24 protein-coding genes and 1 pseudogene are annotated in these 24423 nt (G+C 66.7%); 11 read left to right on the top strand and 14 right to left on the bottom strand.

The window, feature by feature from the left end:
• From ABW137_RS06245 to ABW137_RS06210, 8 genes and pseudogenes are all read right to left on the bottom strand, one after another.
• Positions 1-173: pseudogene (locus ABW137_RS06245) on the bottom strand (steroid delta-isomerase); the annotation flags it as partial.
• Positions 174-177: 4 nt separating this feature from the next.
• Entirely contained in the window at positions 178-1305 is a 1128-nt protein-coding gene (locus ABW137_RS06240; RefSeq protein WP_526397985.1) for an NDMA-dependent alcohol dehydrogenase, read from the bottom strand.
• 94 nt (positions 1306-1399) lie between these two features.
• Complete coding sequence (locus ABW137_RS06235; protein WP_526397984.1) at positions 1400-1939, bottom strand: nuclear transport factor 2 family protein; 540 nt, start codon at positions 1937-1939, stop codon at positions 1400-1402.
• 2 nt (positions 1940-1941) lie between these two features.
• A complete protein-coding gene (fdx, locus tag ABW137_RS06230) occupies positions 1942-2148 on the bottom strand; it encodes a ferredoxin Fdx (RefSeq protein ID WP_526397982.1) in 207 nt (68 codons plus the stop codon).
• 7 nt (positions 2149-2155) lie between these two features.
• Positions 2156-3508: a lanosterol 14-alpha demethylase gene (cyp51, locus tag ABW137_RS06225; RefSeq protein WP_526397980.1), complete on the bottom strand. Its 1353-nt coding sequence runs from the start codon at positions 3506-3508 to the stop codon at positions 2156-2158.
• Positions 3505-4326, bottom strand: coding sequence for an SDR family oxidoreductase (locus ABW137_RS06220; protein WP_526397978.1), 822 nt, complete (start codon positions 4324-4326; stop codon positions 3505-3507). Before ABW137_RS06220 ends, cyp51 begins: the two co-directional genes overlap by 4 nt.
• Positions 4326-5525, bottom strand: coding sequence for a cytochrome P450 (locus tag ABW137_RS06215; RefSeq protein ID WP_526397976.1), 1200 nt, complete (start codon positions 5523-5525; stop codon positions 4326-4328). Before ABW137_RS06215 ends, ABW137_RS06220 begins: the two co-directional genes overlap by 1 nt.
• Positions 5525-6106: a TetR/AcrR family transcriptional regulator gene (locus ABW137_RS06210; protein WP_526397974.1), complete on the bottom strand. Its 582-nt coding sequence runs from the start codon at positions 6104-6106 to the stop codon at positions 5525-5527. Before ABW137_RS06210 ends, ABW137_RS06215 begins: the two co-directional genes overlap by 1 nt.
• A 183-nt stretch (positions 6107-6289) precedes the next feature.
• Between ABW137_RS06210 and ABW137_RS06205 the strand changes: the two genes are divergently transcribed.
• Genes ABW137_RS06205 through ABW137_RS06180 form a run of 6 tightly spaced genes read left to right on the top strand, consistent with a single transcriptional unit; the run spans position 6290 to position 12467 of the window.
• Positions 6290-7759: an aldehyde dehydrogenase gene (locus ABW137_RS06205; RefSeq protein ID WP_526397987.1), complete on the top strand. Its 1470-nt coding sequence runs from the start codon at positions 6290-6292 to the stop codon at positions 7757-7759.
• Positions 7760-7778: 19 nt separating this feature from the next.
• Positions 7779-8543 (top strand): SDR family oxidoreductase, encoded by a 765-nt coding sequence (locus ABW137_RS06200; RefSeq protein WP_526397972.1) that lies wholly within the window; start codon positions 7779-7781, stop codon positions 8541-8543.
• A gap of 9 nt (positions 8544-8552) precedes the next feature.
• Positions 8553-9458, top strand: coding sequence for an NAD(P)-dependent oxidoreductase (locus ABW137_RS06195; protein ID WP_526397970.1), 906 nt, complete (start codon positions 8553-8555; stop codon positions 9456-9458).
• A 5-nt stretch (positions 9459-9463) separates the two neighbouring features.
• Positions 9464-9901, top strand: a complete 438-nt coding sequence (locus ABW137_RS06190) for a carboxymuconolactone decarboxylase family protein (protein WP_526397968.1) — start codon at positions 9464-9466, stop codon at positions 9899-9901.
• A complete protein-coding gene (locus tag ABW137_RS06185; RefSeq protein WP_526397966.1) occupies positions 9891-11117 on the top strand; it encodes a hypothetical protein in 1227 nt (408 codons plus the stop codon). Before ABW137_RS06190 ends, ABW137_RS06185 begins: the two co-directional genes overlap by 11 nt.
• Positions 11118-11162: 45 nt before the next feature.
• Positions 11163-12467: a DUF5642 family protein gene (locus ABW137_RS06180; protein WP_526397964.1), complete on the top strand. Its 1305-nt coding sequence runs from the start codon at positions 11163-11165 to the stop codon at positions 12465-12467.
• A 6-nt stretch (positions 12468-12473) separates the two neighbouring features.
• Here the strand turns inward: ABW137_RS06180 and ABW137_RS06175 are convergent, their stop codons facing one another.
• The 3 genes from ABW137_RS06175 to ABW137_RS06165 form a co-directional block, all read right to left on the bottom strand.
• Positions 12474-13451, bottom strand: a complete 978-nt coding sequence (locus ABW137_RS06175; protein WP_526397962.1) for an EspA/EspE family type VII secretion system effector — start codon at positions 13449-13451, stop codon at positions 12474-12476.
• Positions 13452-13542: 91 nt separating this feature from the next.
• A complete protein-coding gene (locus ABW137_RS06170; RefSeq protein WP_526397960.1) occupies positions 13543-14136 on the bottom strand; it encodes a TetR/AcrR family transcriptional regulator in 594 nt (197 codons plus the stop codon).
• A 63-nt stretch (positions 14137-14199) separates the two neighbouring features.
• On the bottom strand, positions 14200-15453 hold the full coding sequence (locus ABW137_RS06165) for a cytochrome P450 (RefSeq protein ID WP_526397958.1): 1254 nt from the start codon (positions 15451-15453) through the stop codon (positions 14200-14202).
• Positions 15454-15581: 128 nt separating this feature from the next.
• On the opposite strand from ABW137_RS06165, the gene purD reads away from it, so the two are divergent.
• Positions 15582-16859 (top strand): phosphoribosylamine--glycine ligase, encoded by a 1278-nt coding sequence (purD, locus tag ABW137_RS06160; RefSeq protein ID WP_526397956.1) that lies wholly within the window; start codon positions 15582-15584, stop codon positions 16857-16859.
• Between the two features lie 28 nt (positions 16860-16887).
• On the opposite strand, the gene ABW137_RS06155 is transcribed toward purD, so the two are convergent.
• Complete coding sequence (locus ABW137_RS06155) at positions 16888-17790, bottom strand: alpha/beta hydrolase (RefSeq protein ID WP_526397954.1); 903 nt, start codon at positions 17788-17790, stop codon at positions 16888-16890.
• A 106-nt stretch (positions 17791-17896) separates the two neighbouring features.
• On the opposite strand from ABW137_RS06155, the gene ABW137_RS06150 reads away from it, so the two are divergent.
• From ABW137_RS06150 to ABW137_RS06140, 3 genes are read left to right on the top strand one after another with little or no spacing between them, the layout of a single operon-like run.
• Positions 17897-18508, top strand: a complete 612-nt coding sequence (locus ABW137_RS06150; RefSeq protein ID WP_526397952.1) for a TetR/AcrR family transcriptional regulator — start codon at positions 17897-17899, stop codon at positions 18506-18508.
• 44 nt (positions 18509-18552) lie between these two features.
• On the top strand, positions 18553-19539 hold the full coding sequence (locus tag ABW137_RS06145; protein ID WP_526397950.1) for an SDR family NAD(P)-dependent oxidoreductase: 987 nt from the start codon (positions 18553-18555) through the stop codon (positions 19537-19539).
• A 54-nt stretch (positions 19540-19593) separates the two neighbouring features.
• Positions 19594-21042 carry an amino acid permease gene (locus ABW137_RS06140; protein ID WP_526397948.1) on the top strand — a complete coding sequence of 483 codons (1449 nt, stop codon included), beginning with the start codon at positions 19594-19596 and terminating at the stop codon, positions 21040-21042.
• On the opposite strand, the gene relZ is transcribed toward ABW137_RS06140, so the two are convergent.
• On the bottom strand, positions 21039-22748 hold the full coding sequence (gene relZ, locus ABW137_RS06135; protein ID WP_526397946.1) for a bifunctional ribonuclease/(p)ppGpp synthase: 1710 nt from the start codon (positions 22746-22748) through the stop codon (positions 21039-21041). The two genes, ABW137_RS06140 and relZ, sit on opposite strands and share 4 nt — an antisense overlap.
• Before the next feature lie 41 nt (positions 22749-22789).
• On the opposite strand from relZ, the gene purB reads away from it, so the two are divergent.
• Positions 22790-24208 (top strand): adenylosuccinate lyase, encoded by a 1419-nt coding sequence (gene purB / locus ABW137_RS06130; protein WP_526397944.1) that lies wholly within the window; start codon positions 22790-22792, stop codon positions 24206-24208.
• A 23-nt stretch (positions 24209-24231) separates the two neighbouring features.
• Here the strand turns inward: purB and ABW137_RS06125 are convergent.
• Positions 24232-24423, bottom strand: a 192-nt coding sequence (locus ABW137_RS06125) for a putative endonuclease domain-containing protein (protein ID WP_526397942.1), incomplete at its 5' end; no start/stop codon positions are given.

Genomic DNA, 24423 nt, shown 5'->3' with positions numbered 1-24423 from the left:
TCCTTGCCGCGGACGCCGCGGCCGTCGGGATTGGTGACGGCCTCGCCGATCGGGTCCTCGATGACGACCTCGTCGCTCATCAGCGCGAGCCAGCCCGCGCGGTCACCGGCCTGGACGCACCTCCAGGACGCCTCCGAGGCCGTGACCACTGGCGCTTGTTCGACGGTTGTCACCGGACTACCTGTCGGCGTCGGTGAAGCGGATGACGCCACGGATGTTGCGACCCTCGAGCATGTCGGTGTAGCCGTCGTTGATCTGCTCCAGCTTGTACTGCCGGGTGATCATGTCGTCGAGGTTGAGCTTGCCCGCCTTGTACATCGACAGCAGCTGGGGGATGTCGAAGTGTGGATTGCCGCCGCCGAAGATGGTGCCCTGCAGGCGCTTCTGCATCAGCGTGAGCATGGCCAGGTTCAACGAGACGTTGGTGTCCATCATGCTGCCAATGGCGGTGAGAACGGTGGTGCCGCCCTTGGAGGTCAGATTCACGTAGTTGTCGACGTCGGCACCGTGCAGCTCGCCGACGGTGACGATGACCTGCTTGGCCATCAAGCCCTGGGTCACTTCGGCGACCCCGCCGAAGGCCGTTTCGATGTCGGGATAGGCATGTGTGGCACCGAACTTGAGTGCCGCATCGCGCTTCCACTCGATGGGCTCGATGACGAACACGTTCCGTGCGCCCGCGTTGACGGCGCCCTGGACGGCCGACATGCCGACACCGCCGACGCCGATGACCGCGACGTCGTCGCCCGGGCGGATGTCACCGGCGCGGACCGCGGAGCCGTAGCCGGTGGTGACGCCGCAGCCCACCAGGCAGGCGACCTCGAAGGGGATCGACTTGTCGATCTTCACGACGGAGCTCCGGTGCACCACCATGTACGGGCTGAACGTGCCGAGCAGCGTCATGGGAAAGACCGGCTGACCCTTGGCCGTGATGCGGTGCGTGCCGTCGGAGACGGCGGTACCACCGAGCAAACCTGCGCCCAGGTCGCACAGGTTGCGCAGACCGGCCTGGCACGACGGGCACCTCCCGCACGACGGAATGAACGACAGCACGACGTGGTCACCGGGCTCGAGGTCTTCGACGCCGGGGCCCACTTCGGTGACGATGCCCGCACCCTCGTGGCCGCCGAGCACGGGGAATCCCATCATCGGGATGCCGCCGGTCACCAGGTGATGGTCGGAGTGACACATGCCCGCCGCTTCCATCTGGATCTTGACCTCGTGTTTGACGGGGTCGCCGATCTCGATTTCCTCGACCGACCATGGCTGGTTGAACTCCCAGATCAGCGCGCCTTTTGTCTTCATCGGTGTGTGCCTTCCGCTAGAGCCAGTGAGGCCAGACTAGAGCCATTAGTTAGATGCGTCACGAGCACCCCCAAGCAACCGCTTGGCCGGGAGCTCACCAGATGGGGAGCGGTGCCTCTCCGAGCGGGTAGTAGCCCGGCAGTTTCTCCCCCGCGACGCTGCGCTCGATGCGCCTCTGCATCCCGGCGCTCAGATCCCCCGACTCGATGAGCTTCATGAACATCTTCGAGACGTGCCCGAAGTCGAAGAAGTCGCGCTGCCACTCGATCAGCAACTCACCGTTGAGCCGGAACCAGCTGCCGCCGATGCCGTAGATCTCGTCCTGGCTGCCGTCGGACTTGGTGACGATCTGCTTCCAGAAGCCGACTACCTCACCCTGCTTCTCGTCGACCAGTACCTTCTGATACTCGTAGACCCAGTTCTCAAGGCCTTCCATCTCCAGTCCGAGCGCGACGTCGCGGATCTGGTCGCGTCCGACGCACATCACGTCCTCCTTGGGACCGATGTTCCAGCCGTACGTGGCGTCGTCGGCATAGAAGTCTGCCAACGGCTTCCAATCGCCTGCCTTCTCGGCGTCCTTGTTGGCCTGCAGCCACCGCTGGACCCAGTCGTCGAGTTGATCGCGTGACGTCACACTCAGTCTTCTCTCTCTTTGATGAACAGGGCTTGGGTGGGGCACATGTCAACTGCACGCCGGACGTCGTCCATCGCGTCGTCGGGCGGCTCCGCGTCGACGATCTCGACTTGGCCGCGTCTGGGCACCTTGAAGTAGTCGGGTGCCTCGAGCTCACACATTGCGTGGCCCTGGCACAGGTCCAGGTCGGCCTCGACTCTGATTCCCATGGCGTGCCTAGGCGGAGCGCCTGCGGTAGCGGACCCTGGCGGGTCGCTCCAGCTGGACCACCATCTTGGAATGGTCGTTGCGGTAGGAGTCGGCGGGTTGAGACATCTCGAACTCCCAGTCGCGCAACAGAACCGAGAAGATCGCCTTGATCTGCATGGTCGCGAACGCGGCACCGACGCAACGGTGTCGGCCCGCGCCGAACGGAATCCACGTCCAGCGATTGATCAGGTCTTCCTGGCGCGGCTTGTCGTACCGGTCGGGGATGAAGCTGTCGGGCTCAGGAAAGTCCTCGGCGATCCGGTTGGAGATCGCCGGCGACGCGGCCACCATCTCGCCTTCGTGGATCGGATAACCGGCCACCTCGAACTCACCCCTGGCCACGCGCATCAGGATGATCAGCGGAGGATGCAGACGAAGCGTCTCCTTGATGACGTTCTCCAGCTTCGGAATTTGGCGCAGCGCATGGAAACTCACTTCCTGCCCGTCGGCGTACAGCTCGTCGAGCTCGCGGGTGACCGACGCCATCACGTCGGGATGACGCAGCATCTCGATGAGAGTCCACGACGACGTTCCCGAACTCGTGTGATGTCCCGCGAACATCATCGAGATGAACATGCCGGTGATCTCGTTGGCGGAGAACCGGGGATTGCCCTCGTCGTCCTTGATCGTGATCAGCACGTCCAGCATGTCCCGGTCGCTCTTCTCGGGACGCCCAGCCGCCATCCGGCTGTTCATGATCTCCTGCACCAGCGCGACCAGACCGACGCGTGCCTCGTCGCGCAGCCGAAAGCTCTCGATGTCCAGATAGGGGTCGACGTAACACAGCGGATCGGTGCCACGTTCGAGTTCGTGGTAGAGACGTGCGAACCGGCCGTCGAGCTCCTCGCGGAACTTCGTGCCGATCAGGCAGGCCGACGACGTGTAGATGGTCAGTTCGGCGAAGAAGTCCAGAAGGTCGATCTCGCCCTCGTCGTCCCAGCCGTCGACCATGCGTCGGACTTCGCGTTCGATGGTGGCGGCGTGCCCCTTCATCTGCTCGCCGCGCAGCGCCGAATTGTGCAGCATCTCCTTGCGGCGCTCCGGGTCGGTGTCGAACACCACGCCCTCACCGAAGATCGGTGTCATGAACGGGTAAGCGGCGGCTTGGTCGAGATCCTCGTCGCTGGAACGGAAGAAGAACTCGTTGGCCTCGGCGCCGGAGAGGAACACGACCTGCTTGTCGGCGAGTTGGAAGGTGCCGACGTCACCGCACTCCTGGCGAATCCGCTTCATCAACGCGATGGGATCGGTGCGGAACTCCTCAAGGTGCCCGTGTTCCTCCGCGCCCCCAGAGACTCGCTGGACGATGCTGGCGGTCATGGCATTCCCTCCTCGCCAAGGGCAAGCTTCTGGCGATCCTTGGTGGTGGCCAACGGGGCCTCCGGCTGTAGCTCCATGTTTGCGATGAACCCACCGCGCGGGGTTTCCGCGACGAAGGTGATGGCGCGGGCCAGATCGGACGCCCGCAGGAAGTAGTCGTGGCGGGCCTGACCCCACTTTGCCCAGTCCTCGAGCGCGGGCCCGATGGCCTCGGCGGGCAGGCTCCAGCCCATGGAGGTCTTGGTCGGGCCGGGGTGGACGATCGACGCGCGAACTCCAGTGCCCTCCAACTCCATCTGGAAGTTGGTGACCATCGCGACCAGGGCCGCCTTGGCGGCTCCGTAGGCGCCCATGTGCGGACGCTGGCGCAGCGCGACGTCGGAGCCGACGAAGATCAGATCGCCACGCTGTCGCTCGATCATGCCGGGAAGGACGGCCGTGGCGAGTCGATTCGCGCCGACGAGGTGGATCTGGAGTTGCGAGTTGAAGTCGTCTGTGCTGATGTCGGCCAGCTTGCCGAAGTACGTGTCGCCCGCGCCTGCCACCAGCACCTCGATGTCGCCGAGGGCCTCAACGGCATTGGCGACGAACGACTTGACCGAGTTGGGGTCGGTGACATCGAGGTGGAATCCGACGGCTTCACCACCGTCGGCGTTGATCTTGCCGACGAGGTCGTCGAGCTTCTCGACGCGGCGGGCACCGAGTGCGACGGGGAAGCCGCGCCTGGCGAGTTCGATGGCGGTGGCTTCGCCGATTCCGGCGGAGGCTCCCGCAACGACGGCGGGTCGGCGGTCGGGTAGGGGTGCGAAACGGGGCATCAACGGGCCTTGACGGTGACCGGCAGATGGGCGAACCCACGGACGTTGCTGGAGTGCACGCGTACGGAGTTCGCCTCGTCCACCTCAAAACCGCTGACGCGCTTGAAGAACTCGGTCAGAGCCACCTGAGCTTCCATGCGTGCTAAGTGCGCGCCGAGGCAGAAGTGCGCGCCGCTGCCGAAACTCAGTAGTTTGGACCCGATTTCGCGGTTGATTCGGTAGTCGTCGGGGTCGGAGAAGATCCGGTCGTCACGATTGGCCGATCCCGGCAGCAGCAGCAGGACGTCGCCCTCGGGAATCGTGGTGCCGTACAGCGTGATGTCAGCGGACACGGAGCGGGCGAGAATCTGGCTTGACGTGTCGTAACGCAGTGTCTCCTCGACCCACGGTTTCACCAGGGTGTGGTCGTCGAAGACCGGGGCGAGTTCGTCGGGGTTCTTGAAACCCCAGAACGCCGCGTTGGCAAGCAGTTTGGTGGTGGTCTCGTTGCCGGCGACGACCATCAGGAACAGGAAGGCCATGATCTCTTCGTCCGTGAGCTCGTCACCGTCGATCTCCGCTTCCACCAGCGCCGACGTCAGGTCGTCGGAAGGCTTCTTGCGGCGCTGCGCCACCATGTCCGCGTAGTACACCAGCAGATCGGCCGAGGCCTGCATGGCCTCGGCGGGGACGTCGGACATCCCGTCCTCGCGGTGCATCACCTCGTCGGCCAGGGCGCGGATGCGCACCCTGTCCTCGGCAGGCACACCCATCAGTTCGGAGATGACGTCCATCGGCAGTTTGCCTGCGAAGTCGTCGACGTAGTCGAAGCTGCTCGACTGCAGCGCGGCATCGAGGTGCTCGACCGCGATCTCGGTGACCCGGCCCTCCAGCTCGCGAATCCGCCTCGGCGTGAAGCCCTTCGAGACGAGCGTCCGTAGCCGGAGGTGGCCGGGATCGTCGAGCGCGAGGAACGACATCACCTTGTGGGCGTGCTCGTTTCGTGAGATCGGGTCGAGCGAGACGCCGTGCTTGTTGGATAGTGAGGTGCTGTTGCGGAAGCCCTGTACGACGTCGGTGTGCCGCGACAGCGCCCAGAAGTTGAGTTCTTCGTTGTGGTACAGCGGGGCTTCGTCGCGCAGCCGTCGGTAATAGGGATACGGGTCTTCGTGGAAGTCGTAGTCGTACGGGTCGAGCAACGGGGCTGCGGTCGTGGTCACTAGTCGTCTCCGACGATGAGGCCGACCACGTAGCTGAGCCGGTCGGCGATCTGGTGGTAGGTGAAGGCGCCACTGCCTGCGTTGACCAAGGCCCCGAAGTAGGTCATCTCGAGTGCGGAGACCACCCGGGAATCGGCGTCCGGGCCGACGGCGGACTTGATCCGGCGGTGGATCTCCATGCCGATGCGATCGCGGACCCGTCGTACGGTGAGGTCGTTGCCGGTCAAAAGAGCCGTGGTGCAGGCGGCCGCGACCTCGGGTTCGTCGGCCACCACCAACGCAAGATTGCGCAGGGCCTTCTCGACGCGAACCCGCATCGGCTCGTTGACGTCTGTATAGAACGGCACCTGTTGCATCAGGTCGAGGTAGATCTCGGCGATCAAGTGGTTCTTCGACGAGAAGTAGGTGTAGGCCGTCGCGGGGGCGACCTTGGCATTGGCCGCGACGGCTCGCACCGTCAGATCGGCGTACGAGGACTCGCGCAACATCTCCTTACCCGCGGTGAGGACCTTGCGGAACGTCTCTTCCTGACGCCGGTTACGCGGCGTTTCGGTAGTCGCTAGGGCGGCATCGCTGGACACGTGTCCAAGTTAACCGACGCTGCCCGCCAAAGGCAAGGCTGACGATGAAAGTGCAGGCTAAGGCCGTTTTAGGCTGCCTAGGGCCGCACTGCGGAGCCGCGCCCTTGCCACCCGGTTGGGCTTGCGGCTATGGTTCGAGTCAACACAGTCGGACAGGTGTCCAGGACGAAATCGGGGGATGTGATGGCGCTACTCGGCGATCGCGAGAGTCGACTGCTCATCGACGGCAGGCTCGCTGCGGGCAGCGCTGGGACGTTCCCGACGATCAACCCCGCGACCGAAGAGGTGCTCGGAGTCGCGGCCGACGCCGACTCCGCCGACATGAGCGACGCCATCGGGGCCGCGCGCACGGCATTCGACGAAAGCGCCTGGGCGACGGACGTCGAACTCAGGGTGCGATGCATCCGGCAGCTGCAGCAGGCGCTGCGCGACCACTCCGACGAGTTGCGGGAGCTGACCATCGCCGAGGTCGGCGCGCCACGCATGCTGACCGCGGGCGCGCAACTCGACGGTCCCATCGAAGACCTCAGCTTCGCCGCCGACACCGCCGAGACCTACCCGTGGACCCTCGATCTCGGCCATGCGACACCGCAAGGCATCCCGACCAATCGCACCGTCGCCCGTGAGGCGGTTGGTGTCGTCGGGGCGATCACGCCGTGGAACTTCCCGCACCAGATCAACCTCGCCAAGGTCGGACCCGCTCTTGCTGCGGGAAACACGTTGGTGCTCAAACCCGCTCCCGATACGCCGTGGTGCGCGGCCGTGCTCGGGGAGTTGATCGTCGAGCACACCGACTTCCCCGCCGGCGTGATCAACGTCGTCACCTCAAGCGATCACGCGGTGGGCGCGCTGCTCTCGAAGGATCCGCGGGTCGACATGGTGTCGTTCACCGGCTCGACCAACACCGGCCGCGCCGTGATGATCGACGCGGCCGCCACCATCAAGAAGGTGTTCCTGGAGTTGGGCGGCAAGTCGGCCTTCCTGATACTCGACGACGCGGATCTCGCTGGCGCCTGTGCGATGTCGGCCTTCACCGCGGCCATGCACGCGGGCCAGGGCTGCGCCATCACCACCCGACTCGTCGTGCCTCGCGCACGCTACGAGGAAGCCGTCGAGGCCGCTGCGGCAACGATGAGTTCCATCACCCCGGGTGATCCGAACAGCAAGCGAACCGTGTGCGGCCCCGTCATCTCGGCGCGCCAGCGCGACAGGGTCCAGGCCTACCTGGACCTTGCCCTCGACGAGGGCGGCAAGTTCGCCTGCGGCGGCGGCCGACCCGCCGACCGCGACACCGGCTTCTTCATCGAACCGACCGTCATCTCCGGCTTGACCAACGACGCCAGGGTCGCCCGCGAGGAGATCTTCGGGCCCGTCCTCACCGTGATCGCCCACGACGGGGACGACGACGCGGTACGCATCGCCAACGATTCGCCGTACGGCCTGTCGGGCACCGTGTTCAGCGCTGACGACGATCGTGCGCAGGCAGTGGCTGCGCGGCTGCGGGTCGGCACCGTCAACGTCAACGGTGGGGTGTGGTACTCGGCCGACGCGGCATTCGGCGGCTACAAGCAGTCCGGCATCGGCCGTGAGATGGGTCTCGCCGGGTTCGAGGAGTACCTCGAGACCAAACTCATTGCCACGGCCGCGAATTAAACGAACGTAGGAGACGACGATGGGGTTGTACGGCGACCAGTTCACGGACAAGGTGGCCATCGTCACCGGTTCCGGTGGCGGCATCGGGCAGGCGTACGCGGAGTCGCTCGCTCGCGAGGGGGCGGCCGTGGTAGTCGCCGACATCAACGTCGAAGGCGCTCAGAAGGTCGCCGACGGCATCAAGGGCGAGGGCGGCAACGCGCTGGCGGTGCGCGTCGACGTGTCCGACGTGGACTCCACGAAGGAGATGGCCGCCACCACGCTCTCCGAGTTCGGCGGTATCGACTACCTGGTCAACAACGCCGCGATCTTCGGCGGCATGAAGCTGGACTTCCTCGTCACCGTGGACTGGGACTACTACAAGAAGTTCATGAGCGTGAATCAGGATGGCGCGCTTCTGTGTACGCGTGCGGTCTACCGCAAGATGGCCAAGCGCGGCGGCGGTGCCATCGTCAACCAGTCCTCGACGGCGGCCTGGCTGTACTCGAACTTCTACGGTCTGGCCAAGGTCGGCATCAACGGCCTGACCCAGCAGCTGGCCACCGAACTGGGTGGGCAGAACATCCGGATCAACGCGATCGCCCCGGGACCCATCGACACCGAGGCGAATCGGACGACGACGCCACAGGAGATGGTGGCCGACATCGTGAAGGGAATTCCGTTGTCGCGCATGGGCGAAGTGGACGACCTGACCGGGATGTGTTTGTTCCTGCTTTCGGATCAGGCGAAGTGGATCACCGGTCAGATCTTCAACGTCGACGGTGGACAGATCATCCGGTCCTGAGAGGGCAACATGACGGAACTCACCCTTGGATACCTCGGGCTCGGCAACATGGGTGCGCCCATGGCCAAGCGTCTCGTCGAATGGCCAGGCGGTGTCACGGTTTTCGACGTGCGAGCCGACGCCATGACGCCGCTGGCCGAGGTCGGAGCCACTCTGGCGGACGACCTCGCGGACGTCGCCAAGGCCAACCTCATCAGCGTGGCCGTGCTGAACGACCACCAGGTTCGCGAGGTGGTCGCCGACCTCGTCTCGCACGCCAAACCGGACACCGTGATCGCCATCCACTCCACGATCAGTCCCGAGACCGCCGTCGAGTTGGCCCGCGAGCACGCGGCAAGGGGTATCCACGTGATCGACGCACCCGTCAGCGGAGGTGCGGGAGCCGCAGAGAAGGGAGAGCTAGCCGTCATGGTCGGCGCCGACCGCGAGATCTACGAGCGGATCAAGCCGGCCTTCAAGCTGTTCGCGTCGATGGTCGTCCACGCCGGCGAACCTGGAGCGGGCACCCGAATGAAGCTGGCGCGCAACATGTTGACGTTCACCTCCTTCGCCGCAGCCTGTGAGGCCATGAAGCTCGCCGAAGCCAGCGGGATCAATCTGCAGCAGCTGGGCCGGGTGGTCCGCCATACCGACGCCCTGACCAGTGGCGCGGGCGCGGTCATCGTCCGTGAGGACACGGCGCCGCTGGATCCGGAGAACTTTCTCTACCAGGCCTTCACCCACACCAGGGGGCTGGGCGAGAAGGATCTGAGCCTGGCCCTTGCGCTCGGTGCCGCCACCGGTGTCGACCTGCCGTTGGCGGGCCTCGCGTTGCAGCGGCTCGCCGAGGGACTCGGTGTCCCGCATCGAGTTCCGGCCGCTGACTCCAAGACCTCAGACTCCCCGGCCGCTGACTCCCCGACCACGAAGGAGTGATCGCCATGGACGAACTTCGCCGCAAGGGCCTTGCCAAGATGAACGAGGTGTACTCGTGGGAGATGCCGAACATCGAAGGCGATCCGTACTTCGACCTCACCGTCGACCACCTGTTCGGCTCGGTATGGACCCGGCCCGGACTGTCGATGCGCGACAAGCGATTGATGACACTCACCGTGGTCACCGCGCTGGGGCTGACCGATCTGGCGGAGATTCAGGTGAACGCCGCCATGGCCAACGAGGAACTCACCGAGGACGAGCTCAAGGAGATGGCCATCTTCTTGACCCACTATCTCGGCTTCCCGCTCGGCTCCGGGCTCAACGGTGTCGTGGGAAGGGTAGCGACCAAACGCAAGAAGGCGGCCGCCAAGGGCGAGGACAAGAAGGCCAACGTCAATGCGGCGGTCAAGATGAATACGGGCAAGACCCTCGATGATGAGTAGATACGCCGCCCTCTCCCGTGCCGAGTTGGCGACTCTGGTCCCCGAGCTGCTGCTGATCGGGCAGCTGATCGACCGGTCCGGAATGGCGTGGTGCATATCCGAATTCGGGCGTGAGGAGATGCTGCAGATCGCCATCGAGGAGTGGGCCGCCGCCAGCCCGCTCTACACCAAGCGGATGCAGAAGGCGCTCAACTACGAAGGCGACGACGTCGTCACCATCTTCAAGGGGCTGCAGCTCGACATCGGCGCCCCGCCGCAGTTCATGGACTTCCGCTACACCGTGCATGACCGGTGGCACGGCGAGTTCCACCTCGACCACTGCGGGGCCTTGCTCGACGTCGAGCCGATGGGCGAGGACTACGTGCACGGCATGTGTCACGACATCGAGGACCCGACGTTCGATGCCACGGCGCTGGCCACCAACCGCAAGACCCAGGTCCGCCCGATCCACCGACCGCCGCGCACGCCATCGGACCGCCAACCGCACTGCGCGTGGACGGTGACCATCGACGAGTCCTATCCGGAGGTGCCATTCATCCCGGCGATGGACGTCGTCGGCGCCAGCCTGGCGCACCACACCGAGCTCGCCCCCATCGACCCGAACGACGAAGGGCTGGCCGACTATTCGGGCTCGCTGCTGTCCGACGTCGATTTCGGTGCGTTCTCGCATTCGGCGCTGGTCCGCATCGCCGACGAGGTGTGCCTTCAGATGCACCTGCTGGTGCTGTCCTTCACCCTCGCCGTCCGGGCGCGGGCCGGCGGCGACGCGGCGGTGGAGGAATCGATCCGCACCAAGCAGCTGATCGGTATTGCCGGGGTCGCTGCCGAGCGCATCCACGGGGCCCTGCGGCTTCCCGGTGGCGCCACGGGTGCCCTGCGCGTCCTCGAGCTGCATCCTCTGCTCAATCCCGCCGCCTACGTGTCGGTCGACGTCGACCCCGAGTTCCTGCACGTACGCCGCTCACCCGCCTACGAGGACGGGTCCTGGATCTCGCTGTGCTCACCGCTGGCCGATGCGCCGCTGCAGGCGATCGTTCAGGCGGTCGATCCGTATCTGCGTGCCGAGGTCTCCGGTACCAGTAGTGACTGGATGGTCCGAGTGGCAAGGACCGACACGGCGGCCAAGGAACTCGGCGAGGTCGCCGTCTGCAAGTTCAGCGGCGGCGCGTCGTGGGTGTTCAAGGAGCGGAAGTCGTTGCCGCTCACCGTGGTCTGATTTTGGTGCGACTGCCCGGGCTGGGGCCGACCTAGGCTTGAGGCCATGGTGGCTTCGGGGGGTGTGGGCCGGCTGGCCGCGCTGGTGATGGCGTGCTGCACGGCGGTGGCATTGGCGGGATGTTCGACGTCGACGCCCCCTGGAACAGCACGGACGTCCGCGGAAGATCCACCGCCGCCAGGCGTCAACCTCGCACGCCTCGCCGACATCGCGGACGACTTTCCGGCCGACTACCTGGTGAACGCCGGCACGGTGCACCAGGAGCAGGCCGAGTACATCGATCTGGTCGGCACCACGATTTCCTCCGGGAAGCCCCTTTCGGTCGATCCGCCGCAGTGTCGGGCATTGCTCGTGCCGGTGAGGGGCACTGTCGGCGCGGACGACATCCGGGTGCGCGGTGATGGTCCTGGACCCGACGAGCAGACCATCGTGGTGAGCGCGAACGACCGGGTGAGCGTGCCGGCGGAGATCCCCGCGACGGGGTGTGAGCGAATGACGTTCCAGGTAGAGGGCGCCATCCCCGACGGCGCGGCAGAACGGCTGCCCGGGCCGGCGATCACGGGTGCGACGACGTTCGCCACGAGGATCGACTACGGCCCAGGTGCGTCGCCCGTCTACTACTACATGGCGATCCTGGATGGCGGCGTGTACGTCCAGGTCGACGCGAGGGGGGACACGGGGTTCGACGCCAGAAACGTGTTGCCCGATCTGCTGGTCGAGGCCGTGGCCGCAGTGCGCCAACCCAAGTCGGCATTGCCGCCGACGCCGGGGGTGAGCAACGGAGGCGATCTGGCCCACCTTTCGAGCCTGGTGGACCAATTCCCACCTGGGTTCACGGCAGTCCCCTTTCAACAGAGGATCACGTCCCAGGGCGCCGTCGATTCGGTCGGAGCCGTCGTACCGGCGGGAGGGCGCCTCACCGTCGACCCGCCACGATGCAAGGTGCTTCTCAAACCAGTCGAGGGCCGGGCCGGGGCACAGAGCATCGCCACGTCTGCCAGCGGCGCGGGCGAGCAGCGGATCGGCCTCGGGGCCGATGACCACGTCACGGTGCCGACGCCGATTCCGGCGACGGGGTGTGAGCGAATGAGCTACCGGGTCGACGGCGATACCCGCGACCGTCCAGCGGTCGCAGTCGAACGCGTCGCCGCCCCGCAGATCCACGATGCGACCACCGTTGCACTGAAGTCGACTGCCAAGGGCTACTCGTATTGCGACTACTCGTACCTCGCCGTCCTCGATGAGGGCGTCCTCGTTCACGTCAACGCCCGATTGAGGCCGGATGTGCAAGCAGATCCGATGCTTTCAGCCCTCCTTGGCAAGGCCGTTGCCGCCGTGCGCGCAGAGTAGCGAACGTCAGAACGGTCTTCCGGCGTCCGGATCGGGGATCGTGATGAGCGAGCCGGGGTAGAGCTCGATCATGTTCTGTCCGATGGGATCACCCTCGCGCTCCAGTACCTTCGCTTCGGCCATGTCGACCGGGATCTCGGGTGCATGTGGTTGATAGCCGGGGTAATTGGGGTCCGGTACCCAGGCGCCGGAGCCCTTCACCAACTCCATCATTCCCGGCGCGGGAGCCTTGCTGCCGGGGCCGCGGTAGTCGATGTCCTTGAAGTCCAACGGCGCCTTGGGTGGGCTGACCACCTGGCCGGGGTAGTCGTTCCTCGGGTAGAACGTGCCTGGTCCGATCTCGTAGGCGGGATAGTTCGGCCCCTGTGGCGCCTGGCCCGGCACGAACGGTGGGAAGCGCGTGATGTCGGCGAGGTCGAACGTGGTGTTCGGCACCTCACCGTCGCCTTGCTCCTCGAAGTCGACGAACTGGGCGGCGGCGCCGTCATGCGGCGGCGGACCCAGCCGGTCGTATTCGTCACCCAGGCCGCGGATGCGCTCCGCGATCGCGGACAGGTCGCCGTGGGACCGGGCGATGACGTCGGCGACCTCGCCGCTGCCCTTGCCGACCACCTGCCACAGCGCGCGCTCGCCCGCCGCGTTGTCGGGTATCCGTCTCGTCGCGTCCGCCACCCACCGCCGGATCGTCTCGAGATCACGGCGGCCCGCCGTGATCACCGCCGCCGAGTTGCCGATCTCCACCGCCAGCCGCTGATCCGCGGACGCCAGACCGTCGAACGCGCGAACGTGCTCGGCGTTGGCGGCGGCGTAGGTGCGCGACCCGGCACCCGACCAATTCGAGTTCGGCCCTGCCGACGTCACGTCATCCTGCAGGCGTCGCAGCGTCTCGCTCTGGTCGAACTGGGCTCCGTCGTCCGGAACGCCTTGACCGAACGTGCCGCGCGCCTGCGACCACGTGGTCGAGAAACCCTCGATGGCACCCACTTCGACAGGCCCCCTCCCGTGTTGGCTGCGTCTGAGTCTATGGGCACCCCGACCATCGCCTCAGCGCCAAAATCGGGACCGAAGGTCGGGTCTACGGGCGAAGCGCGGGTCCGACCCAGCGCCGCAGATAGGCCCGCAACTCCACGTCGCGACGGGGCGGGCGTCCCGGGTCGACGACGAACGACTGGATGATCCGCAGCAGATGCTCCGCCAACTCGTTCAGGTCGGCGTCGCGGTAACCCGCTGCGGCCCAGTCGACGTCGAACCGCCCCAGCATCGAGTTCGCGAACTGCAGCGCGACGTCGGAGGTGACCGACTCCGTGTGGGTGTCCGCGCGGCCGGGCACGATGAGCAGCCCGATGTGCTTGTCCTTCGGCAGCCACTCCAGCGCCGTCGCGATCGCTTCGACGACCGCCTCGACGGGGTCGGTGACGCCCTGTAGATGGTCGGCGAGCCGGCTGAGGAAGTCGACGGCGGCATGTTCCGCGGCGGCCACCAGCAGCGCGTCGGTACTTGGGAAGTAGCGGTAGACGGTCTGGCGCGTGACGCCGAGGGTACGTGCGACGTCGGCGATGCTCAGGTCCGCGCCGTGTTCGTCGATGGCCTTGCCGGCGGCATCGAGAATCCGCGCGACGGCCTCGTCGTCCGTGGCCGGCGCGGCTCCCGCCCAGCCGTGGGTGCGCACGCTGAAATCTTAGCTGGGCGCGCACTCAACCCCGGTAGGAGCGCTCAACCCCGGTAGGAGCGCTCAACCCCGGTAGGAGACTGGGAGCTCCTTGACCCCGTTGATCCAGCCCGATCGAAGTCGTTGTGGTTCGGCGACTTTGGCAATGTCGGGAACCTGGTCGGCCAGTTCGTTGAAGATGAGCTTGATCTCCATGCGCGCCAGATTCGCGCCGATGCAGAAGTGTGCGCCGTTGCCGCCGAAGCTCAGGTGTGGGTTCGGGTTTCGGGTGACGTCGAAGGTGAAGGGGTTCTCGAACACGCTCTCGTCGAAGTTGGCGGAGCTGTAGAACAGGCCGGCGCGCTGGCCCTCCCGGATCGTCGTGCCGCCGAGTTCCACGTCGGTCACCGCGGTCCGTTGGAAGCAGTGCACGGGGGTGGCCCAGCGCACGATCTCGTCGACGGCGGTCGCGGGTCGCGCCCTCTTGTAGAGGTCCCACTGGTCGGGGTTGTCGAAGAATGCGTTCATGCCATGCGTCATGGCGTTGCGGGTGGTCTCGTTGCCCGCCACCGCCAGAAGGATGACGAAGAAGGCGAACTCGACATCGTCCAAGGGCTTTCCAGGCTGACCGTCATCTCCCGGAATGTCGGCCTGAATGAGTCGGGTCACGATGTCGTCGGCCGGGCAGCGCCGCCGCTCCTCGGCCATGTTGTAGGCGTAGCCCATCAACTCGGCGTTGGCCACGGTCGGATCGGAGTCGAAGTCAGGATCGTCGGTGTTCATGATGCAGTTGGTCCAGTGAAACAGCTTCTCGCGGTCGGCCTCCGGCACGCCGATGAGGTCGGCGATCGCGAGCAGGGGCAGCTTGGTCGCGACGTCGTCGACGAAGTTGCCGCCGTCCTTCGCTGCCGCCTCGGCCACGATCTGGCGCGCCGCCACGGCCAGCTTCTCCTCGAGCGCGGCGACAGCCCGTGGCGTAAAGAGTCGGGACACGATCTTGCGGAGCCGGGTGTGCTCCGGGGCGTCGTGGTTGATCAGCAGGGCCTTGGTCAGATCGAGCTGCTCGCTGGTGACGCCGTCCGGCAGTCGCATCACCGCGCCCTTGCGGTTGGTGGACCACAGGTCGTTGTTCTTGGAGATGGACTTGATGTCCTCGTGGCGGCTGATCACCCAGTAGCCGCCGTCGTCGAAGATCGACTCCGCCTGAGAGTTCCACCAGACTGGCGCCGTCTTGCGGAGTTCGGCGAACTCGGTGACCGGGATGCCCTTGAGCAGGACGTCGGGGTCGGTGAAGTCATACCCGGGTCCAAAGGGGCAGGCGCTCTGGGCGGTCGTCATGGCGACACCTCCTGGTGTGACGAATGGCACTCCTACCGCTCGACCATACACTGATGCGTCAAGTGTATGCCCGTCGAGAACGAGGCATTGCCGCCCGACGATCCGGCCGACGATTAGGGTGGGGACCCGTGCGCGTCCTCGTAATCGGATCCGGTGCCCGTGAACATGCGCTGCTTCTGGCGCTGCGCCGGGACCCCGGGGTCGACGGGCTGGCGGTCGCACCTGGCAACGCGGGCACCGCGGCCGTCGCCGAGCAGCACGACGTCGACATCACCTCGGGCGAGGAGGTGACCAAGCTGGCGCAGCGTTTCGACGCCGACCTCGTCATCATCGGCCCAGAAGTGCCCCTGGTGCTCGGCGTCGCCGACGCCGTCCGCGCCGCGGGCATCGCCTGTTTCGGGCCGTCGAAGGACGCCGCTCGCATCGAAGGTGCGAAGTCCTTCGCCAAGGACGTCATGGACGCCGCAGGCGTGCGCACCGCCAGAAGCGAGATCGTCGACAACCCGGCGCGTCTCGACGCGACCCTGGACCGCTTCGGTCCCGCGGCGGGCGAACGCGCCTGGGTGGTCAAGGACGACGGCCTCGCCGCAGGCAAGGGGGTGGTGGTGACCCCCGACAGGGACACTGCGCGGGCGCACGCCGCCAGTCTCCTGGATTCCGGTCATCCCGTGCTGCTCGAATCGTTCCTCGACGGACCCGAGGTGTCGCTGTTCTGCGTCGTCGACGGCGAGACGGTGGTGCCGCTGCTGCCCGCCCAGGACTTCAAGCGCGTTGGTGACGGCGACACCGGCCCGAACACCGGCGGCATGGGTGCCTACGCCCCGCTGGGCTGGCTGCCCGACGACGTCGTCACGTCGATCGTCGATGACGTCGTGAAACCCGTTGCGGCCGAGATGGTCCGGCGCGGCTGCCCATTCTCCGGGCTGCTGTACGCAGGTTTGGCCATCACCTCCCGCGGCGCCGCGGTGGTCGAGTTCAACTGCCGCTTCGGCGATCCCGAGACCCAGGCCGTCCTCGCACTGCTGGAAACACCGCTCGGGGAGCTGCTACACGCCGCTGCGACGGGCGATCTCGCCGCGCAACCGCCGCTGCAATGGCAGGACGGCGCTGCCGTCGCCGTCGTGCTGGCCGCCGAGAACTACCCGGGACGCCCGCGCGTCGGCGACGTCATCGTCGGCGCCGAAGTCCCGGGTGTCCTGCACGCCGGAACGGCGCGACGCGACGACGGTTCCGTGGTCTCCTCGGGAGGTCGCGTGCTCTCCGTCGTCGGGACCGGGGCTGACCTGACCGCCGCCCGTGACCAGGCCTACGCGCTGCTGGGCTCGATCCGATTGCCGGGTAGCCACTTTCGCACCGACATCGGCCTTGCCGCGGCCGACGGCAAGATCAGCCTGGACCGCGGGTAACAGGGCAGCAACCCGGGTCGTCGAGCAGTCAGGCGACCAGTAGTGGTGCCAGCCAGGCGATTTCGGCTGGCAACTGCGAACTCCAGAACGCGCCGTCATGGCCGCCGGGCGAGAACCCGCCCGCAGGTGGATTCGGCAACTGGGCGATGAACTCCTTGGTGGCGGAATAGAACGGATCGCTGTTGCCGCAGTCGATCCGAATCGGGATCGACGCCAGTGCGGGCAAACCCCACACACTGTTCGCGGCGTAGTCGTCGGCCCCGTCGAACGCGCCAGGCGCCGTCGCCCCGGACGACGTCCACAGGGCCGGGCTCACGGCGCAGATCGCGGCGGTTCGCGCCGGACCCAGCCGTGCGCCGAGAAGCAGGGCGCCGTAGCCGCCCATCGACCAGCCCAGGAATCCGACCCGCGAGGTGTCCAGACCCTGCTCGCCCAACATCGGGATCAGCTCGTTGAGAACCATGGCACCGGAATCCTCGCCAGAAGTCCTTGAATGCCAATAGCTTCCGCCACCGTCGACGGCTACCACCGCAAACGGTGGAATGCCTGCGTCGACGGCCTGGGCGAGTCCCTGTTCCACCCCGCCCGCCATCACTCCCGCCGCGTCCTGACCCTTGCCGTGTAGCGCGATCACCGGTCGCAGTGGGCCGGATTGACCCGGCGGGCGGGCGATCGCCCAATTGGTCGACACCCCACCGCGGGCCGCGGAGACGAACGAACCGGTCACGTAGGTCGGCGCGGGCGCCGAGGGCAGCGCCGGTTGCAGAGGTGGCGGAGGAGCGAGCGGAACACCGACTCCGGTCATCGACACCGGCGGTGCCGGATCGAACGGCGTCGACCCCAACGCGTAGGCGCCTGCCGCGCCTGCCGTCGCGCCGATGGCGAGGCGGAGGATCGCTCGGCGGCTCACGTCTGACATGCGGGCCATCATGCCATTGGGCACCCGTGGCCCCCGAACTCACCAACCGCGGAGGACTTCCCGACGGGCCGAATTCAGTTGTCCGAAAGCCCAATGTCACCGTGCCGTTGCTGGCACCATGTCGAGGGTGACGGCAGCGGTGACTCCCAAGGGGGAGCGACGACGGTATGCGCTGGTCAGCGCCGCCGCCGATCTGCTGTGCGAGGGCGGCTTCGACGCGGTGCGACACCGTGCCGTCGCGCGCCGCGCGGGTCTTCCACTGGCGTCGACCACCTACTACTTCTCCTCCCTCGACGACCTCATCGCCAGAGCCGTCGAACACGTCGGGACGCGGGAATCCGAACAACTGCATTCGCGGGTCGCGTCGTTGTCCCGGCGCAAGCGTGGCGCCGAGTCCACTGCCGACGTGTTGGTCGACCTCCTCGTCGGCGACGGACCGGGCACACTCGTTTCGGAGCAACTGATTTCGCGCTATGAGCGCTACATCGCGTGCGCGCGCCAGCCGGGCCTGCGCGACGTTCAGCGGCAAATCATGAAGCAGCGCACCGACGCCGTCGTCGAAGTCGTCGAGCGATCCGGGCGTGCCGTCCATTCCGAACTGTTGACGGCACTGGTGTGCGCCGTCGACGGTGCGGTGGTCGCGTCGCTCGTCGGTGTCGGCGAAGGACCACGAGCCACGGCGCGCGCCACCCTGGTGGACGTCATCGACGTCCTCGCCCCGTTCGACTAGCGCCGGGTTTGGCGGGACCGCTCCGCGGATACGTTCTCGGGACCATGAAGATCGCCCACGTCCTCGACCTCGCGCTCGACCGGTCGGTTCTGCTCGGCTACTCCAAGATCGGTTCCCGGCTGCGCAGGGGATGGTGGCCCGCTGACCCGTCGGACGGGGCGCTCGCAGGCAAGCGGGTCGTCGTGACCGGTGCCACCTCCGGCATCGGCGAGGCGATGGCGACGTCGTTCGCCCGACTGGGTGCCACGGTTCATCTCCTGGGCCGCAACGAAGAGAAGGTCAAGCGGTCGGCGGGACACGTCCGCGGTCAGGTCGCCGGATCAGTCGTCATCGAAGAGGTCTGCGACGTCGGCGATCTGGATTCGGTGCGGGCCTGGACCGATGACCTGTCGGGACGACTCGGCGAATTGCACGGCCTGGTCCACAACGCGGGTGTCATGCCGAAGACGCGAACCGAAACGCCGCAGGGGCACGAGACGCAGCTGGCCTGCCACGTGCTAGGCCCCCACTTGATGACCGACCGGCTGCTTCCGCTGCTGCGCGATGCGGGCGGTGCGTCGGTGGTCTTCGTGTCCTCGGGTGGCATGTACAGCGCGCCGCTCGACGCCGACGACTTGGAAGCCGCCCACGGGAAGTACGACGGCGTGCGGGTGTACGCGCGGACCAAGCGGATGCAGGTCGTGCTGGCGGACGCATGGGCGACGCGGTGTGCACATGCCAGCACCGACGTCCGCGTCGAGAGCATGCATCCCGGCTGGGTGAAGACCCCCGGCGTCGCCGAGGCGCTTCCGACGTTCCAGAAGTTGACCGGTCCGGTGCTTCGCGACGCCACCGACGGGGCGGACACCGCCGTCTGGCTCGTCGCGACCCGTCCCGAATCGGACCCGCCGCACTTCTGGCACGACCGCGCGCAGCGGCCGACGACGTTCGGATGGCAGCGACCCGAGAACGCCGCAGTGGTGGCCCGCTTCCTCGACGAAGTCGCCGAACTGACCGACACCGGCAGAAATTGGGTGGGACTGCGCGCTTGAACTGACCTTCTAATGGCTACTCCCTGATTCTCAGTGAACTATCAGGGAGATCTCATGGCGCAGCAGGCGACGGTCGAGAAACAGCCCGAACTCAAGCGGGTGATGGGTCCCGGCCTGTTGCTGCTGTTCATCATCGGCGACATCCTCGGCACGGGTGTCTACGCGCTCACCGGAGACGTCGCCGCCGAGGTGGGCGGCGCGGCGTGGCTGCCGTTCCTGGTGGCCTTCCTCATCGCGATGGTGACTGCCTTCAGCTACCTCGAATTGGTCACCAAGTATCCGCAGGCCGCAGGCGCGGCGCTGTATGCGCACAAGGCCTTCGGCGTTCACTTCGTGACGTTCCTCGTCGCGTTCATCGTCATGTGTTCTGGCATCACGTCGGCATCCACGGCATCACGGTTCTTCGCCTCGAACTTCTTCAAGGGATTCGGAATCGATTGGGGGACAGCAGGAATCGTCGCTGTCGCCTTGGCGTTCATGTTGATCGTCGCCGCGGTCAACCTCCGCGGTGTCGGCGAGAGCGTCAAGCTCAACGTCGTGTTGACCATCGTCGAGATCACCGGCCTGATGCTGGTGATCTTCGTCGGATTCTGGGCGTTCACCCAGGGTGGCGACGTCGACTTCTCCCGCGTCGTCGCCTTCGACACCGCCGAGGACAAGAACGCCTTCCTCGCGGTCACGACCGCGACGTCGCTGGCCTTCTTCGCGATGGTGGGCTTCGAGGACTCGGTCAACATGGCCGAGGAGACCAAGGACCCCGTCAAGATCTTCCCGAAGATGCTCCTGACCGGGTTGGGCATCGCGGGCGTCGTCTACATCATCGTCGCGGTCGTCGCCGTCGCACTGGTTCCGGTCGGCACCCTGGAGGCCAGCGAGACCCCGCTCGTCGAGGTCGTCAAGGCAGGTGCACCCGGCCTGCCGATCGAGAAGATCCTGCCTTTCATCTCGATGTTCGCCGTAGCCAACACGGCGCTCATCAACATGTTGATGGCCAGCCGGCTGATCTATGGAATGGCCAAGCAGCACGTCCTGCCGCCGGTGCTCGGCACCGTGCATCCGTCCCGCCGGACGCCGTGGGTCGCGATCCTGTTCACCACCACGATCGCCTTCGGACTCATCCTCTACGTCACGGCCTTCGCCAATGACTCGGCGATCTCCACCCTTGGTGGCACCACTTCACTGCTGCTGCTGGCCGTCTTCGCCGTCGTCAACATCGCCGTGCTGGTGCTGCGCAAGGACGTCCAGGCCGGCCAGGGCGAGCGAAGCGACGGGGAAGGCGGGCGCAACCACTTCAAGACGCCGACCTGGCTGCCCTGGGTCGGGTTCGTCACGTCGGCCTACCTGGTGCTGCCGCTGTCGGGTCGACCGCTGCAGCAGTACGTGCTGGCGATCGCCCTGGTGATACTCGGCATCGTCCTGTTCGGGCTGACCCTCGCCATCAACCGCGCCGTCGGGATCAAGGGCACTCCGATCGACGCGGAGAAGTTGGAGTCCGAGCCCTAATCGGCGAGCTTCTCCAACCGCGCCTGGAGTTGCGCGACCCGGTGGGCGTTGCCCGTCAGCCCCACGTAACGCTCCCCGAACCGCGCCAACAGCGCGTCGTCGAGGCGGCGGACCGCGCCGGCCGGGTAGCGGTAGTCCATCTTCTCGTTCACCGCGTCGGTGTCGACCCCGGCGAGCAGCTCGTCCAGATCGTCGAGCGAATCGACGCCGAGTTCCAACAGCAGCCCCGAGATCCACGCGTAGTGCTCGGTACGCGACCAGCCGGCCTCGGGGAAGTGGTTGCCGAGGAAGGTGGCCAGCACCGGCGTCGCGATGCGTGGGTCGCTCGACTGCTCGGAGTCCTGCGCAGGCGGCGAGCTCTTGAGCCGCTCCCGGATCGCCGAGAACTCCCGATCGGCGAGCTCGAGCAACCCCGCGGCGAGGGTGAACCTGCGGTCCAGATCGGGGGCGTCCTCCTCGGGGACGGAACCCTTGTAGCGGATGTCGTGCTCGAACTCCGCCCACGCGTGTTGCAGCACGGTCCGCACCTGGATGGACGCCGGCTGCTGCTCACCCTCGACCGCGACCAGAAGATGCCTGCTCGCGTAGCCCCACCGGCCCTCCCGCGCGGTTTCCTGACCCATGTCGCGATCGTCGAGTAGCTGCATCTCCTCGGCCAGCAGGTTGGCGACAGTGCTGACGTCGTCGCGCAGGAACGTGATGATCCGCAACCCCACCTGGTCGGTGATCTCCGAGAGCGGATCGGTGTAGAGCCGCCTGCCGTCGACGCTGCGGTCCGCCTTCTCCGCGAATGACGCCACACTCTTGGTCCGCGCCGTGACGTTGAGATAGTTGATGCCCGCATCGTCGAGCAGCCTGGTGACGAGGGTGAGGTAGCGATCGGTGGCCCCGAGCAGACCGGGCCGCCGCTCGGCGAACTGCGCGATCGCGACGCGCACCGCGCCCGGCGTTGGCTCCGGCGGTGCCGGAACCAGATCGGGCGGCAACGTCGGCGTGAACGTGGCACCGGTCTCGGCGTCACCGTAGATCGTGACGTCCTCGGGTCGACGGGTCGCGAACAACGCCACGTACGCACAGACGACCGCGTCGACCGGGTCCTCGGCACGACGCAGCTCGCTCTTGCGCTCCGCGGTCTCCACCGACCGCCTCAGCTCAGTCCAGCCGTCGTAGTCACCGACCCGCAGCGACGGGGTCGCCTGCGCCAGCGATTCGATGAGGTCCATCAGCCTCAGCAATTCCGAGCGCAGCTGAGCGACGGTACGACCCGGCTTGCTCTTGTACTTCAGGGTCCGACCCAGCCGGAACAGCGCCACCGTCGCCGGATGCGGATACACCTCGATGGCGCGCCTGGGCTCGGTGGAGTACGGGTCGACGTCCAACTCCAGCGCCGCGGCCAGCCGGGCCGCCCGCGGCGTTCCGGCGAATTCGGGCTTGCCGGTGTTGGTCGGGTGCGCGCCCGCCTCGAACTTCGCGAAGTCGCGGTTGAGCGCCGCCTCGCTCGGGCGCTGGCCCGTCGGGTTGTTCACCACCAGCGGCGCGTCGAAGGCCACCAGGCAGTCGTCCTGCACGTACGGGGAGATCGCGGCCCTGATGCTGGTGTCGTCCTGCGCGACGCCGAGGTGGATGAGGCTGCCCGTGTCGTCGACGACGGCGACCCCGGTGGGCTTGCGTTCGCCCCATGCGAGGTCAAGGCCGACGAAGTGCACGGGGTCTACTGTGCCTCATCGTCTCAGTAGGCTGTGTGTTCGTGAGCATTCCGAATGTCCTGGCCAACCGGTACGCCAGCGCCGAGATGACGGCCATCTGGTCGCCGGAAGCCAAGATCGTCGCCGAGCGGCAGCTATGGATCGCCGTCCTGCGTGCGCAGTCCGAGCTGGGCGTCCCGGTGCCCGACGGCGTCATCGCCGACTACGAGCGGGTCGTCGAGCAGGTCGACTTGGCGTCGATCAACGCCCGCGAGCGGGTGACGCGCCACGACGTCAAGGCACGCATCGAGGAGTTCAACGCGCTCGCCGGTCACGAACACGTGCACAAGGGCATGACGAGCCGCGACCTCACCGAGAACGTCGAGCAGCTGCAGATTCGTCGCTCCCTGGAATTGGTGCACGCGCACGGCGTTGCCGTCGTCGCACGACTGGCCTCGCGCGCCGCGGAGTACCGCGATCTGGTCATGGCGGGCCGTTCGCACAACGTCGCCGCGCAGGCGACCACACTGGGCAAGCGGTTCGCCTCGGCTGCCGAGGAGACGTTGGTGGCCCTGTCGCGGTTGGAGGAGCTGATCGCCCGCTATCCGCTGCGCGGCATCAAGGGCCCCATGGGTACCGCGCAGGACATGCTCGACCTGTTCGATGGCGACACCTCACGGCTGGCTTCGCTGGAACGGCGGGTGGCCGAATTCCTGGGCTTTGCAACGACGTTCACCAGCGTCGGGCAGGTGTACCCGCGCTCGTTGGACCACGACGTGGTGTCGGCACTGGTTCAGTTGGGCGCTGGGCCGTCGTCGCTGGCGCACACCATCCGGCTGATGGCAGGGCACGAGCTCGTCACCGAGGGCTTCGCGGCAGGCCAGGTCGGTTCGTCGGCGATGCCGCACAAGATGAACACCCGCTCGTGCGAGCGGGTCAACGGGCTGCAGGTGGTCCTGCGCGGATACGGGTCGATGGCCGCGGAACTCGCTGGCGCGCAATGGAATGAAGGCGACGTCTTCTGCTCGGTGGTACGCCGCGTCGCCCTACCCGATGCGTTCTTTGCGATCGACGGTCAAATCGAGACGTTCCTGACCGTGCTCGACGAGTTCGGCGCCTACCCCGCGGTGATCCAGCGCGAGTTGGACCGCTATCTGCCGTTCCTGGCCACCACGCGAATCCTGATCGCCGCCGTGCGGGCAGGCGTCGGGCGGGAGACGGCCCACGAAGTGATCAAGGAGCACGCCGTCGCCGTTGCGCTGGCGATGCGCGAGAAGGGTTTGGAGCCCGACCTCTTGGACCGCTTGGCTGACGATCCCCGCCTGCCGCTGGATCGTGCGGCATTGGACGCGGCCCTGGCCGACAAGGCGGCCTTCACCGGTGCGGCGACTGCGCAGGTCGACGCCGTCGTCGCCGCGGTCGACGAGCTAGTGAGCAGATACCCCGACGCCGCGAAGTACACCTCGGGCGACATCCTCTAGCCCCCTCTGCGATTCGTGCACGTTTACCCGCGGGTGGCGCGGGTTCCAACACGCAAATCGCCGGTTGCGCGACGTATTTCGGCGATGACCCTCTCCGGATGTTCGGTGAGGTCCAGCCACGTGAATCTGAGCACTTGCCAGTGAGCCAACGCGATGGCGTTCTGCCGCACGCGGTCGTTCTGAAAGTCGTCTGCGCTGGAGTGAAAGGCGAGGCC

The sequence above is a fragment of the Mycobacterium sp. genome, from assembly GCF_040509115.1.
In the GTDB taxonomy this organism is placed as follows: Bacteria; Actinomycetota; Actinomycetes; order Mycobacteriales; family Mycobacteriaceae; genus Mycobacterium.
Note: the sequence above shows the minus strand (reverse complement) of the source record. Positions and strands in the feature narration are given on the sequence as shown.

What these genes read in the sequence shown, in the direction of transcription:
- ABW137_RS06195 (WP_526397970.1), top strand. Translation starts at nt 8,553, where the DNA reads ATGACGGAACTCACCCTTGGATACCTCGGGCTCGGCAACATGGGTGCG.
- cyp51 (WP_526397980.1), bottom strand. Translation starts at nt 3,508, where the DNA reads ATGACCGCCAGCATCGTCCAGCGAGTCTCTGGGGGCGCGGAGGAACAC.
- ABW137_RS06140 (WP_526397948.1), top strand. Translation starts at nt 19,594, where the DNA reads ATGGCGCAGCAGGCGACGGTCGAGAAACAGCCCGAACTCAAGCGGGTG.
- ABW137_RS06180 (WP_526397964.1), top strand. Translation starts at nt 11,163, where the DNA reads ATGGTGGCTTCGGGGGGTGTGGGCCGGCTGGCCGCGCTGGTGATGGCG.
- ABW137_RS06150 (WP_526397952.1), top strand. Translation starts at nt 17,897, where the DNA reads ATGTCGAGGGTGACGGCAGCGGTGACTCCCAAGGGGGAGCGACGACGG.
- ABW137_RS06145 (WP_526397950.1), top strand. Translation starts at nt 18,553, where the DNA reads ATGAAGATCGCCCACGTCCTCGACCTCGCGCTCGACCGGTCGGTTCTG.
- fdx (WP_526397982.1), bottom strand. Translation starts at nt 2,148, where the DNA reads ATGGGAATCAGAGTCGAGGCCGACCTGGACCTGTGCCAGGGCCACGCA.
- ABW137_RS06220 (WP_526397978.1), bottom strand. Translation starts at nt 4,326, where the DNA reads ATGCCCCGTTTCGCACCCCTACCCGACCGCCGACCCGCCGTCGTTGCG.
- ABW137_RS06200 (WP_526397972.1), top strand. Translation starts at nt 7,779, where the DNA reads ATGGGGTTGTACGGCGACCAGTTCACGGACAAGGTGGCCATCGTCACC.
- ABW137_RS06190 (WP_526397968.1), top strand. Translation starts at nt 9,464, where the DNA reads ATGGACGAACTTCGCCGCAAGGGCCTTGCCAAGATGAACGAGGTGTAC.
- ABW137_RS06205 (WP_526397987.1), top strand. Translation starts at nt 6,290, where the DNA reads ATGGCGCTACTCGGCGATCGCGAGAGTCGACTGCTCATCGACGGCAGG.
- ABW137_RS06165 (WP_526397958.1), bottom strand. Translation starts at nt 15,453, where the DNA reads ATGACGACCGCCCAGAGCGCCTGCCCCTTTGGACCCGGGTATGACTTC.
- ABW137_RS06240 (WP_526397985.1), bottom strand. Translation starts at nt 1,305, where the DNA reads ATGAAGACAAAAGGCGCGCTGATCTGGGAGTTCAACCAGCCATGGTCG.
- ABW137_RS06185 (WP_526397966.1), top strand. Translation starts at nt 9,891, where the DNA reads ATGATGAGTAGATACGCCGCCCTCTCCCGTGCCGAGTTGGCGACTCTG.
- ABW137_RS06155 (WP_526397954.1), bottom strand. Translation starts at nt 17,790, where the DNA reads ATGATGGCCCGCATGTCAGACGTGAGCCGCCGAGCGATCCTCCGCCTC.